12 protein-coding genes are annotated in these 12,476 nt (G+C 51.5%); 4 read left to right on the forward strand and 8 right to left on the reverse strand.

What is annotated here, in order from left to right:
• Positions 1–16: 16 nt before the first annotated feature.
• The gene (locus tag AACZ40_RS00045) at positions 17–1,369 is read left to right on the forward strand and encodes a sulfatase-like hydrolase/transferase (protein ID WP_291175327.1); all 1,353 of its coding nucleotides are present in this window, start codon (positions 17–19) and stop codon (positions 1,367–1,369) included.
• Positions 1,350–1,694, forward strand: a complete 345-nt coding sequence (gene arsC / locus AACZ40_RS00050) for an arsenate reductase (glutaredoxin) (protein ID WP_291175324.1) — start codon at positions 1,350–1,352, stop codon at positions 1,692–1,694. The genes AACZ40_RS00045 and arsC overlap by 20 nt, the downstream gene beginning before the upstream one ends.
• A 31-nt stretch (positions 1,695–1,725) precedes the next feature.
• Here the strand turns inward: arsC and AACZ40_RS00055 are convergent, their stop codons facing one another.
• On the reverse strand, positions 1,726–2,337 hold the full coding sequence (locus AACZ40_RS00055; RefSeq protein WP_291175321.1) for a hypothetical protein: 612 nt from the start codon (positions 2,335–2,337) through the stop codon (positions 1,726–1,728).
• 326 nt (positions 2,338–2,663) lie between these two features.
• Here AACZ40_RS00055 and AACZ40_RS00060 point away from each other — a divergent pair, with 326 nt between their 5' ends.
• Positions 2,664–3,977: a Gfo/Idh/MocA family oxidoreductase gene (locus AACZ40_RS00060; RefSeq protein ID WP_291175318.1), complete on the forward strand. Its 1,314-nt coding sequence runs from the start codon at positions 2,664–2,666 to the stop codon at positions 3,975–3,977.
• 94 nt (positions 3,978–4,071) lie between these two features.
• Here the strand turns inward: AACZ40_RS00060 and AACZ40_RS00065 are convergent, their stop codons facing one another.
• The 7 genes from AACZ40_RS00065 to AACZ40_RS00095 all read right to left on the reverse strand — a co-directional run bounded on the left by AACZ40_RS00065 (position 4,072) and on the right by AACZ40_RS00095 (position 11,067).
• Complete coding sequence (locus AACZ40_RS00065; protein WP_291175315.1) at positions 4,072–5,190, reverse strand: type II secretion system F family protein; 1,119 nt, start codon at positions 5,188–5,190, stop codon at positions 4,072–4,074.
• A gap of 48 nt (positions 5,191–5,238) precedes the next feature.
• Positions 5,239–6,096, reverse strand: a complete 858-nt coding sequence (locus AACZ40_RS00070; RefSeq protein ID WP_291175311.1) for a type II secretion system F family protein — start codon at positions 6,094–6,096, stop codon at positions 5,239–5,241.
• Between the two features lie 2 nt (positions 6,097–6,098).
• Positions 6,099–7,460: a CpaF family protein gene (locus AACZ40_RS00075; protein WP_291175309.1), complete on the reverse strand. Its 1,362-nt coding sequence runs from the start codon at positions 7,458–7,460 to the stop codon at positions 6,099–6,101.
• 14 nt (positions 7,461–7,474) lie between these two features.
• Entirely contained in the window at positions 7,475–8,734 is a 1,260-nt protein-coding gene (locus tag AACZ40_RS00080) for a hypothetical protein (RefSeq protein ID WP_291175306.1), read from the reverse strand.
• A 61-nt stretch (positions 8,735–8,795) separates the two neighbouring features.
• Positions 8,796–9,899, reverse strand: coding sequence for a Flp pilus assembly protein CpaB (gene cpaB / locus AACZ40_RS00085; protein ID WP_339672598.1), 1,104 nt, complete (start codon positions 9,897–9,899; stop codon positions 8,796–8,798).
• A gap of 130 nt (positions 9,900–10,029) precedes the next feature.
• Positions 10,030–10,446, reverse strand: coding sequence for a pilus assembly protein (locus AACZ40_RS00090; RefSeq protein ID WP_291175301.1), 417 nt, complete (start codon positions 10,444–10,446; stop codon positions 10,030–10,032).
• A gap of 54 nt (positions 10,447–10,500) precedes the next feature.
• Positions 10,501–11,067: an A24 family peptidase gene (locus AACZ40_RS00095; RefSeq protein WP_291175299.1), complete on the reverse strand. Its 567-nt coding sequence runs from the start codon at positions 11,065–11,067 to the stop codon at positions 10,501–10,503.
• Positions 11,068–11,690: 623 nt separating this feature from the next.
• On the opposite strand from AACZ40_RS00095, the gene AACZ40_RS00100 reads away from it, so the two are divergent.
• The gene (locus tag AACZ40_RS00100) at positions 11,691–12,476 is read left to right on the forward strand and encodes an inositol monophosphatase family protein (RefSeq protein WP_291175296.1); all 786 of its coding nucleotides are present in this window, start codon (positions 11,691–11,693) and stop codon (positions 12,474–12,476) included.

Below are 12,476 nucleotides of genomic sequence, written 5' to 3' on the forward strand. Positions count from 1 at the left end.
GAAGACCAGTGATTACATGAAAAAAGCCTTTGTTGTCAGTTTTGAAGAGTTGCCTGCCTGCATGCTGGGGTGCTATGGACATCAATGGATCGAGACCCCCAATTTTGATCGCCTGGCTGCTCTATCCGTGCTGTTTGATCAACACTATGCCAACGACTTGTCTGCAACGCAGAATTCGTTTCCCTGTTGGACAGGTGAGACTCTTCCCCAGGCATTTCAGGCTGCCAGTCCGAATCTGCAGAGTTTCGTCTCAACTTTAAAGAATCAGGGCATTGCGACGTCTCTGCTCCTGGAAGCAGATGCCGACGCCGGGCGAAATGCCGCGCAAAGAGCACAGGAACCGTACCTTTCCAGTTTTGATCAGGTCGACACGATCACGGGGACCAATCATTATCAGCTCAGCGAAGTCGAGACACCCATCGCAAAACTGATGCAGGCTGCTGTCGAGCGATTACCCGGGTGGATGGAAGATTCACGCGATCAACTGATCTGGATCCGCTCGGAAGGAGTTCCCTCTTTTCCCCTGGCTCCCGAGTTTTTTGCGACCCTGTACCTGGACGAAGTGCTCGATCAGGGTGCCTCAGAAGAGGCTGATGAAACTCTGGAGGAACTGGAAGATGTTTCCGATGAAGATTTAGAAACAGACCTGGAAGAAGAGGACTGGCAGGAACTGGTTTCCGCCGTGGCAGAACTGTTTACCAGCCCGGAAGAATGGTCTGAACTGGACGAGCAGGAACGACAGATGGCGCGGGTGGTTTATGCGGGGTATGTCACGCTGCTCGATCAGTGGTTGGGCCGTTTTCTGGATCGACTGCTGGAATATGCAGACTCCCATTCCTTTCTCCTGATCGTGACGGCTGCCCGTGGGGGTACTGCTTTGCTGGGGCCGGTGAGGGATTCCGGGATGCAGGGGCTATTGGAAGAATCGACGCACATTCCTTTGATGCTGTTTCGCTCCGACAGCGGACAGTCAGGCAGCCGCCGACAGTTCCTGACACAACCGGCTGATCTACCGGTCACATTGCTTTCGTGGTGGAAAACCGGTTCAGAGGCACAGTCTGATCAGGGAGTCGATTTACTGAAACTGCTGGAAGGTGAATTCGAAATTCAGGAGCCGCACATCTATGCAGCCGATGATGAGACGTTGGCAATTCGGACTGCTGAATATTATTATCTGGAATCAATAACGAGTCAGGATGCGGATGAGCCTGAATTGAGAGATGATTCACAGAAAAAAGAGCTGTATCGCAAACCCGTTGATCGCTGGGATGTCGCTGATGTCTACCAGCAGTCTCCGGAGGTCGTCGCTGAGTTTGCCAGTCAGCTGCAGGAGTTGAAGCAGAAAAACCATGATCACAATTTATCATAATCCCCGTTGTGGCAAGAGCCGACAGACTTTAGCTTTGATCCAGGCAGCCGGTCAGGAACCGCAGGTCATCGAATATCTGAAAACACCGCCGACCGTGGCAGAACTGGATTCCCTGTTAAAGAAACTGAAAATGGAACCCCGCGATTTAATGCGTCAGGGGGAAGAGATCTATCGGGAACTCAAGTTGGCTGAGAAAGAACTCTCTCGGGACGAAGCGCTTGAACTGCTGGCAGCGCATCCCAAACTGATCGAACGACCGATTGTGGTGAAAGGCAGACAGGCTGTACTCGGTCGTCCTCCGGAGAATGTGAACGCTCTGTTGTGACTTTCTCACAAACTCACCGGGAGTTTCGATTTCACAAAACGTTGCGACCGACGAGTAAACCGATGGAAAACATCAACGCGCCAAAGGTAAGCAGAATGATCACCCACGTACTGGTGGGTAACTCAAACCGGGCTGCGTGTTTCAGCCTGGTCTTCTTTTTTTCTGCCAGGACATCTGAGGCACGTTTCTGTGCCAGGCCTGCCAGATGGGAAAGCTCCTCGGCATGATTGATTTCGCCCTGCTCCGCAGGTTCCACCTGTAACTGACTGACGGGCGTGGCCTGCCTTTCTGGTGCAGACGATACATGAGCTGGTTCCAGCTGCTGCGGAGGCTCGGAGGTTTGAATCGACTTCATCGGAATTGCTTTAAACGCCTCTTCAGGAAACGAAGTGTGATCCGAATTTTGTGCCGAAGCTTCAGCTGCCAGTGATTCCTGTTGTTCCGAAAATTTCTGTTTATCGAGAGTGACATTGGCGCCAATCGCCGCCAGTTCGTCCAGGGCATTGGCCAGTTCCGCATCTTTCAGATTAAGGCGAGGTTGCGGAATCGGAGCCACCGCGCCATCCAGACCGGGCACCCGTACGGATAACCCACAGGTAGGACAGTCGACGACTTCGCCTGCTTTCGAGCGAGATATTCCCATCAACTGATCACAGTGTTGGCATCGAAATTTTATCGGCATGCTGGCAAGATCTTTATTGGACTGATAGAGCGTCAATTGAAATCGCTTCTGATTTATCCCCGTTCGAGTGAACAGGAAACCCTTTGGAAAGGTCGGTCGTCTAAACTCATATTTATCGAGGAAAACTCAATAAATGTGACAGAAATGCGTAATGTATGTAGAATGACAGGATATATTCAGTGTTCTTATCTGTTATAATAGACATTGAGTCGCTGAGAATAAATCCAAGATTGGGCACAAATTCAAAAGTTCCCATTTCACAGGGAGTTAACGCAAGAGGTTTTGAAGTGGATGTAGAAGAATTTCTGAAACGGGACGTCAATCGCAGACAGTTTCTGGATCGCAGCGCGCGAAATGCAGCGGGAATGGCCGCCGGGGTGGTGGGTCTGGCAAGCAATCTTGCCCGCGCGGAATCTTCGCCCGGCGAGCGGGTGGTCCTGGCAGGAATCGGCGTGCGCGGACAGGGAAAATTCCTGACTTCCAGCATGGCTGAATTTCCCGATGTGCGTTTCAAGACAATCTGTGACGTGGACGAATCCGTCGCGCCAGCAGCAGTCAAGTCGATCGAAAAGGGGCAGGGGGTTGCTCCCGCATTTGTCACCGACTTCCGCAGAGTCCTGGATGACCCGGAAATTGACGGCGTGGTGATCGCGACCCCTGATCACTGGCACGCCTTAATGGCCATCATGGCCTGCCAGGCAGGAAAAGATGTCTACGTCGAAAAACCGGTTTCGCATAATCTGAACGAAGGTCTGGCGATGATCGAGGCGGCCAGAAAATACCAGCGTGTGGTTCAGTCCGGAATTCATCAACGCAGTGGCTCCCACTTTCAATCAGCCGTGGATTTTGTCCAGAGCGGAAAACTGGGGGAAGTCAAGCTGGCCAAAGCCTGGATTATTCATCGCCGCAAACCGATCGGTAAAAAGAAAAATACCACGGTTCCCGCGGGCGTGAATTACGATCTCTGGCTGGGTCCCGCTGCCAGCCGTCCTTTCAACCCGAATCGCTTTCACTATAACTGGCACTGGTTCTGGGATTATGGGACCGGCGAGATGGGGAACTGGGGCGTGCATATGCTGGACATTGCCCGCTGGGGGCTGGGGGTCGATTTACCAGAGCGGATCTCTGCGTCCGGGGGTAAATATTTCTTCAACGATGATCAGGAAACTCCGGATACCCAGGTGGTTCAATATAATTACCCGGATAAAACCATTGTCTGGGAACATCGCCTCTGGAGCACGCATGGTATGGAAGGACGCAACGCAGCGGCTGCCTTTTATGGTGATAAGGGGACGCTGGTCGTCGATCGTGGCGGCTGGAAAGTCTACGATCAGAAAGATGCGGCGACATCCGGTACCAGTGACCAGGCCACCACACACCATCGAAACTTCATCGACTGCATCAAGTCCCGTAAGACACCGACTTCGGATATTGAAATTGGACACGTCTCCAGTGCGCTCTGCCATCTGGGGAATGTGGCGTTTCGCGCGGGACAGGAAATCCGCTTTGATACCCGACTGAATCAAATCATCGAGAATGAACAGGCCAACGCCCTGCTGTGTCGCGAATACCGAGCGGACTGGGAACTGCCCCAGGTCTGATCTGAATTGAATTGTGGCAAACCAGATATTAAAACATCCTGACAGCAATTGTTGTCAGGATGTTTTTTAAATAAATAGACTGTGCGAACAGGGCTTACGGCCCACCAACCTGCTGGAACATATTGGTGGTATTGTTAAGACTGTCACGTCCTCCGGAATGGAAGAAGTCTGACAGTTCTACAATCGCGGGGCCGAGCAGGAAGATATAAATTGCCGGCATCAGGCAGAGCACCGTGGGGAACAACAGTTTGAATGTCGCTTTGTTGGCCTTCTCGTCTGCCCGCTGTGACAGACTTTCTCGCATGTTATCACTGTATTCCTGCAAAGCTGATGTCACATTGGTACCCATCTGGTCGGTCTGAATCAGCAGGGCGGCAAACGAATGCACTTCCGGCACATCAATACGTTTGCTGAAATTCGATAGAGCCTGCGAGAAGGTCCCGATCGAGGATTGTTCGATTACGATTTTCAGTTCATGAGCCAGTGCTGGATAGACTTTGGCCAGTTCGTTGATGATTTTCTTTAAGGCGTGTGGAACGGTCATCCCCTGTGACACACACATGTTTAACATGTCCAGCATGTCGGGGATACCCTGTTCAATTTCACTCCTGCGGTCAGAGGCTTTACCGGTTATCACCAGGAAGGGGACCGCCCAGACCAGGATCGGCACGATCAGCATCGCCACCAGAATCGGGATTTCAAAACGTTCTGGAGCAATCAGTAATACAACACCGAAAAACAGCAGGGTCAACAGGATCGAAATGAATCGAATTGCCGAAAAATTATGTAAAGCGTGCGGCTGATAGTAACCCGCTGCCTGTAATTCTTTTTTCGTTTTGGCACGACGCTCTTCCGACTCGGGCATCATTTCAGCCAGGGCAGGCGTAGCGGAACCGAAGATATAATCTTCTCCACCCATGGATGGTACATCACCGGCTTCGACGGGAGGCAGTGTGGAAGCAGTCTTGTTGCTCGTTTCGATTGCGGAAAACAGCTGGCGATGTTCCCAGGTTGCTGCAGAGGAGCGGGCAGATGCGGTAGAGGGAGTCAAAGTCGCAGCCTGCGACTGCTTCTCGACTTCCGGCGGCGCCTGCGGATGTTGTTGCTCGTTCTGCTGAGGTTTCCGTTTACGGATGATACGAAACAGCATCCATAAAATGATCAGACCACAGATGGTATAAAAGATGGAAATTGTAATTGTTGGTGTAAACATGGGATTGCCCTCGCCAGTTTCTGGCAGGTTTCAATGAAATCTTTGTTATCAGCTACGTTGACTGGTTTTTAATACTCTCAAGACCCACAGAGAGCCAATCACCTGCAGTGCGATAGCGGTAAACGTGGCACCACGCCCCCACGAAGAAGCCATCAAGGTGGTCAGGTAGGTCGGGTCCCGTAAAATAAAGAACGCAAGAATCAGTGGCGGCAGCAAGATCATCAGGACCGCAGTGGCACGGCTACCGGCCGTGGCAGTCCGCAGACGCCCCAGGAACAGCACACGGTCGCGAATCGTTCGTGCCAGCCGTTCCAGAACTTTCACCAGGTCCCCCCCGGTCTCCTGATGGACAATCAATGCCATCGAAAGAATGCTCAGACTTGCCACTCCCGTACGCTCATACAGCCCATCCAGAGCAGCTTTCATGGAAACACCCATCTGTAAACGACGGGATGCCTCCTTGAGTGCCTCTCCCAGGGGAGCAGGAGTTTTCTCAGCAACACTGATGAAACAATGTGTAAGACTACGTCCCGTTTTAGCGGCGCGCGCGAGTTCGTCAACCATATCAGACAACTGATCATTGATCTTTTTCTGACGGCTTGACCTGCTGAAGATCAAGTAAGCGATCGGGGCCATCCCACCCACCATGAACGCAATCGATGTGGAAAGAAAATTTTCCTGCAGAATATAAATCAATCCGCCAGCCAGGATTGAACTCATCAGGCAGAGAAACAGGATGACTCCTGGGTTGGCGTCAACGCCGGAATGGATGATCAATTCATCGAAACCGCCATTCAAGCGGTTTCCGATTTGCTTTGAGTCATCAACAGCGTAGCGGTCACGATCGCGGAGGATCTCCGTAAAGTCCTCGATTTTATTTGTTTTGATAGCGGCGTCAGTAGCCATGTTTATTGCTCCTGTCCATCCTGTTGATCTGATTTCGTATCAGAGAGTTTCAGTTCACGCGCGTGGAACAGATCTTCGCAGTCATCAAAGTTGGTCTGCGTTAACCAGTTCATTGCCACAGGATGATGTCCGGTTGCATAGAATGCACCGTGTACCTGACCATTTTTCTCAACACCGGTGATGCGAAACACGAACAGGTCTTCCACCATGTATTCGCCATTCTGAAAGCCGATCAGTTCCGAGATACGCATCACTTTTCGCTCACCATTGGGGAGACGAGTAATATGTACCAGCAGGTGGATCGCCGAAGCGATATACCGTCGGGCAATTGAGTTCGGAAGATCTGCACCGGATAATGCAATCATCAGTTCCAGTCGGTCCAGCGCGTCACGCGTATCGTTGGCGTGCACGGTACTCATGGAGCCATCGTGACCGGTATTCATCGCCTGCAGCATTTCCAGTACCTCACCGCCGCGGGATTCCCCCACGATCACCCGGTCAGGCCGCATTCGCAGACTGTTCTTCAACAGGTCACGCTGGTTGATTTCCCCCTGACCTTCGATGTTGGATGGTCGTGCTTCCAGGGAAACAACGTCCGGCTGCTGCAGTTGCAGTTCCGCTGTCTGTTCGATGGTTACAATACGTTCTTTACTTGAAATATAGCGGCTCAGGTTATTCAGCAGCGTGGTTTTTCCGGCACCGGTACCACCGCTGATCAGAATATTGAGGCGTCCGTGAACTGCCATTTCCAGAAAGCGGGCCATATCCGGCGCCAGCGATCCTTTTTTGACCATGTCTTCAAACAACAGAGCCTGGGTTCGGAAACGACGAATGGAAAGTGTCGGGCCTTTTAATGCCAGGGGAGGAATCACCGCGTTCAGACGGGAACCATCGGGCAGTTTGGCGTCGACCATCGGCGAGACTTCATCGATACGTCGACCGGCTCGTCCCACCAGGCGATGGATAAACTGCAGTAAGTGCTCATCGTCAGCAAAACTGATGTCGGTTTCTTCCAGCAGACCATTCCGCTCGATGAAAACACGATCCGCACCGTTGACCAGCACGTCGCTGATCTCCGGGTCACTCATCAGGGGCTCCAGTGGACCGAAGCCATAAATTTCGTCGAGGATCTCCCGGACCATGATGTCGCGGTTCGTCTGATCCAGGGCGATATCCTGCTGCATGCAAAGATGCTCTGCCAGGCCACGCAGTTTGTTTCGCAGATCTTCTTCAGGCAATCCACCTGCCTTGGAAAAATCGATGGCGTCCACCATCTGATGATGCAGTTGTGTCTTGAGCCTCTGGAAGGCTTTTTTGGCATCCGCATTTGGATTGGCTATGGTTGATTCGCTTTGTAATACCATGGAACTCTCCACCCTTAACGGGTCAGATAAAGCTTGTAAATGTATTTATTGGTTACTGGTTTGAGTGAGTCTGCTGTCTGTTTCAGATCCCGTGTGGAAAGGGCAGCAGACGGATCTGCCTGTGGCTGAGCCAGAATGGCAGTACGTGTTGTCATTACCGCAGGTTGCAGGATGATTCTGGTTGTCTGATTATCGGTTCTCTGGACTGCCATGATGCGGCCTGCCACCAGCTTCGTGCAGTCTGCCGTTCCATCATATTTCTGACTGGAAGCAGTGACCTGGTCATATAAAAAGCAGATGCGGCATTGGCCGATCATTGCCTGAAAGGCATCCTGTTCCGCATTTTCAATGTCCGGGCTGCAATGTATGGGAAGGGGAGGCCCGTTAAACAGCAGTTCCCCTTGATAATGTTTTAAATCTTTCCTGGTGAGCCCCGATCGGATCTGACGAACCACCGCCTCCGATTTGAAATCAGAACCGAAATCCAGCAGTTGCATGTTCGCATCGGTAATTTCACCCCGTCGCGGTTTTCCGGTCAGAATGATTTCCGGGATTCCATCGGAACCACGACTGACTGTTTTCGTCTCAGGGTCGAATCGATACTCATCTCTTCCTCGTTTCTGGTTGATCTGAAGTTCCCAGGTTTCCGTATGCTTTCCCGTCGGGTCGATCTTCAAAATCGCCAGTGGGTAAGCGGGCACCGGGACGTTTTCAAAGGGACGAACTCCCTGCACATGATTGTCCAGGGTTGCTTCGATTTGCGCGCTGGTCCTGCCCAGATCCGTGTGAGTCAGATCCGACATGAAATCCGCAACCGGATTAGCGAGGCGGCTGGAGTTGTGAGTTTTGATCTGAATGCTCTGTGGCTCATGGTCTGTCTGCAGAAACTTTCTCAAACCGGTCTCTTCATCAGGAACTAATTTCCCGAAGTGTAAGTTATCACCTTTGCTGAGATTAATCCCGATCCGCTGACCGGCCACGGTATTCAGTTTCAGAGCCTGGTTGGCTGAAGTCTCTGCCCGTTCCATCAGCAGGTTATAGTCCGGTTTGTCTTTCAGAAGTTCATCGGAAACCAGTTCATGCCCCGCTGCCAGCGCCGCTGTCTCCACGCAGGTGGTGACTTCCAGTGATGCAGCATCCAGCCACAGGCGGTTCACGATCAGCGCAATGCCCGTCATTACGACAAGCAGTACTATCGCAGCCAGAGGGGTAATCACCCCTCGGCGTGCGTCAGATTGCGCTCTTGTGAACTGGATTTTCTGGAGACGTTTCATAAGTCTGAACTTCAGTGATAAAAAACAGAAAGACCCCGCCAGTGAATGAGACCGTAATACCTTAACGGCCTGCAGTCTGGTTCTGAGGAAACGAAAACGAGCGGGCATAAGGCCCCGGCTGCCCACCGGGACCACCTTGGGGAGGACCGGGATTGGGAGTTTGTTGAGCTGTCGGGCCGTTCGAATCGGTATTGGCATCGCCAGGTCGGGCAGGGGCACTGATGGAACCACTGTCGCTGTCATAGCCGCCACCATTTCCCCAGTGAGGATTCAGGTATCCGCCCGAGTTGAATCCACCGGTTCCACCGCGACGGTAACTGTCATAATCGCCGATTCGTAATCCATCTCGATCAAATTTATTCACACTGCGGGTGGAACCATAATAACCTTCTACGACAAAAGGCTTAGGCGGTTCTTCCTCTTTTGGTTTTTCCGGAGACTTCAATCCGAGGATTTCATAGAGGGTTGCTTTTTCAGAACTGCTGACGGCAACGCCGCCATTCCCTTTTCCTTCGGGGGTATAACTCATTGTAATTTCACCGCGGTCACGGGCCAGGATCATGATGTTGGCCTGTTCGGGAGTCAGTTCCAGCGTGACATTTGTACCCCGCCGGGAACTGCTGTTTTGAGTGTAGCTGCGATTGATGGCAATCACCCGGACGCCGTTAAACAGGGTCAGCGTCATGCCACCATTCATGCGTTTGTCATTATTCATGCCGGTCGGTGTCATGTGGACATCGACGTACTCACCGGGTTTGATCAGTCCATCGACCAGATCTACGGACGATTCCAGAGGTACGGAAATCGCCCGCATACCTGCTTCCACCTGGATAGGTGGTGTCTCTCCGGCCGGGTACAGCTGACCGGTTGAAATCGGTGTCGCGGCAGGAATGCGTTCCTTGACGATACGACCGACGATCACGCGGTTCGATGTCATCATTTCCGGCTTCAGATTTTTGATCGCAATCGGACCCAGACCCAGATGCTCATCGGTTACCAGGGTACCTGGTTCCAGTTCACTGATCGCCATGGGAATGTTTCGTGTGGCAACTGGCGGTGCTTCTTCTTTACCGGCCAGTAATCGTTTTCCTATATAGGCTGCAATCAGTACGCCGAAGACGCCAAACATCAACAGGGTTACTTTTGCAGGGGTCAGGCTTTTCACCGGATCAATCTCCCGTAACTTGGTGAAGCAAGGCGGTTGCCCGGCTTCCAGTTTCCCCTCCTGTTGAATCGTCGGAGGGCTTTACGATTATTTCCAAATCAACAAGGTGCGAATCGATTCGCCGATCGAATCACTCTTTGATCATCCTTGTTTCTGAATACAAATTTTGTCCCGTTAAGTCGTATCCCACTGGCCACAGCAGGTTCGGCGAAGCCAGATTCATCGGAATGCTGACAGCCACCATCACGATATCGCCGGCATGTTCTCCCATCTCCGTCTGGATGACAGCACCTTGCCCCAACTGGGGAGGCAGTATCTTCAATACTTCCTGTTGTACATTTTCTTGTGTGATGCCCGGCAGTGTTGCCAGTCGCGCACCGATGCGGCTGGCTTCGACCACATCTGCCCGCGCATAAAACAAGAGAGTAAATTCGAGTAACGCGAACAGCACGATACCGAAAATCGGTAGCACCAGCGCCAGTTCCATACTCAGGAACCCCCGGCGTTCTGGCTGTTGCGAATGATGTTGAACTCGTTTGACTCGCATTGCTGAATTACTTTCAACAGTATTTCTAATGTGATCTGGTCTGGAACCAGGTGTTTAAAGTACGACCGACTTGATCACCATCCAGGTGGTGACACTCCAGGTCGCCAGCACGACTGGCAGCGCGAACGGCATCAGGCCCCGCTTCTGCTTCTGTTCCATGCTTTCCGGTTTGTATTTCTTTTTATTCTTCAAAGCTTTGCCGGTTGCCAGATACGTTTCTTTGGTTTTTCGTGTCCCTTTTGTGACAACACTCCAGAAGAGAACCAGAAACGAACCGATCAGTACAAACAGCGTTCCGACAATCATGACGGCAATAGTCGCTTTGAAACCCAGCCAGATCGATAAAGCGCCCATCATTTTTACGTCCCCGGCAGCACCACTGCCGACGATCCAGATCAGAAAGAATGAGCCAAAGCCTGCCAGGAACCCCAGTCCGCCGTACATCAGGCCTTCCCAGCCATTGAAAACCAGCTGGTAAATAATGCCTAATACGAAGAAGGGAACCGTCAAAACGTTGTAGATTTTTCTGGCTTTGTAATCCGTAATCGCAGCGATCACTGTGAAGATCCCCACGCTGATCGCCATGACATACAGTGAGGTTTGGGTGAGCTGAAAATCCATTGTTGTGCTTCTCAATCAATCTAACTGGTGATGGAAGTTCTGCCGATTAAGGCAGGTACGTTATCTGGTGAATTTATGCTGAACCTGACAGCAGGTGTTGAAAATATACCTCACGTTTCCCCTGAGATACTTTCATTCTGAAAAAAAACGCAGCCTCGGCCGTTCGACTGTTTTCTAAACGCAACAATACAGAATAAAACCGTTATATTTCGGACAAAGCGATTAATGACGGGTATCAGCACAATCAGTAGAATCAGAAACGGCAGGAAATCACACCCGGGGCCGAGCTGTCTTTCCTGGAGTGATCACATGGAAGGCAACACTGTTTTATGATGTAACTCCTTGTGATTGCTACCTGTTTGCAAAGGAAGTGAAGCTCAACAGGAGGGCTTGCAGTTTCAGTGAAGAGGGGAAAGAATTCTGAATTCAGGAGGTTAACGGTTCGCGCACCGATCCCTGATTCCTAAAATGAGTCTTATCTGGAGAATCGCTCTGATCCGGAGAGACAGACCAGGCCGGGAATTTTTCTCTGGTTTTCTGTTTCCGTACATCAGACAGATTACTGAGGCGGACTCTGGCGCATCACGCAGAGGGCTCGCATGTGTTTCAAGGAAGGATGAACATTGAATTCAACAGAATTACTGGATGTTGCTGAAACGGCTGCCCGTCGAGGAGCTCAATGTCTGCTGGACTGGGTCGATGAATTTCGGGTCTCTGAGAAAGGCCGCGCCGATCTCGTGACCGACGCTGATTTTGCATCCCAGAAAGCGATTTTAAATCATATCAGTGAATCCTACCCTGAACATAACATGTTAGGGGAAGAGGGTTTGAACCGGCAGGATGGCGACTCCGAATATCGCTGGGTCATCGATCCTCTGGATGGGACTTCTAATTATGTACACGGTTTCCCTTATTATTGCGTGTCCATTGGACTCGAGTATCAGGGAGCGCTTGTGCTGGGAGTCGTTTATGACCCGAATCGCGATGAAATGTTCTCTGCCTTTCAGGGGCGCGGGGCTACCTTAAACGGGACTCCCATCGCGCCCTCCCGTATTCTCACTCTGGATCAGGCGATGCTGGTAGCCAGTCTACCGGTGGGAGTTACTGGACGGGATATTGCCATTGATCGTTTTTTACGGGTGCTGCCCGAGTCACAGACTTTGCAGCGCACAGGCTCGGCAGCGTTGAATTTATGCTACGTGGCCACCGGTCGGATTGACGGTTACTGGTCAAGTAATCTGAAACCCTGGGATATGGCGGCTGGCGTTCTCATCTGCCGTGAAGCGGGAGCCGCTGTCACTTCGATCGAAAATGCCGAGTTTACCATTGAAAAACCCAGTCTATTAGCCACCAATGGGACAAACATTCATGTTGCCCTGCAGTCATTATTAACTGAGACGCTTTTTTAG

Source organism: uncultured Gimesia sp., from assembly GCF_963972345.1.
In the GTDB taxonomy this organism is placed as follows: Bacteria; Planctomycetota; Planctomycetia; order Planctomycetales; family Planctomycetaceae; genus Gimesia.

Coding starts and splice junctions, on each gene's coding strand:
- AACZ40_RS00045 (WP_291175327.1), top strand. CDS start 17: ATGAAAAAAGCCTTTGTTGTCAGTTTTGAAGAGTTGCCTGCCTGCATG.
- arsC (WP_291175324.1), top strand. CDS start 1,350: ATGATCACAATTTATCATAATCCCCGTTGTGGCAAGAGCCGACAGACT.
- AACZ40_RS00055 (WP_291175321.1), bottom strand. CDS start 2,337: ATGGGAATATCTCGCTCGAAAGCAGGCGAAGTCGTCGACTGTCCTACC.
- AACZ40_RS00065 (WP_291175315.1), bottom strand. CDS start 5,190: ATGTTTACACCAACAATTACAATTTCCATCTTTTATACCATCTGTGGT.
- AACZ40_RS00070 (WP_291175311.1), bottom strand. CDS start 6,096: ATGGCTACTGACGCCGCTATCAAAACAAATAAAATCGAGGACTTTACG.
- AACZ40_RS00075 (WP_291175309.1), bottom strand. CDS start 7,460: ATGGTATTACAAAGCGAATCAACCATAGCCAATCCAAATGCGGATGCC.
- AACZ40_RS00080 (WP_291175306.1), bottom strand. CDS start 8,734: ATGAAACGTCTCCAGAAAATCCAGTTCACAAGAGCGCAATCTGACGCA.
- AACZ40_RS00090 (WP_291175301.1), bottom strand. CDS start 10,446: ATGCGAGTCAAACGAGTTCAACATCATTCGCAACAGCCAGAACGCCGG.
- AACZ40_RS00095 (WP_291175299.1), bottom strand. CDS start 11,067: ATGGATTTTCAGCTCACCCAAACCTCACTGTATGTCATGGCGATCAGC.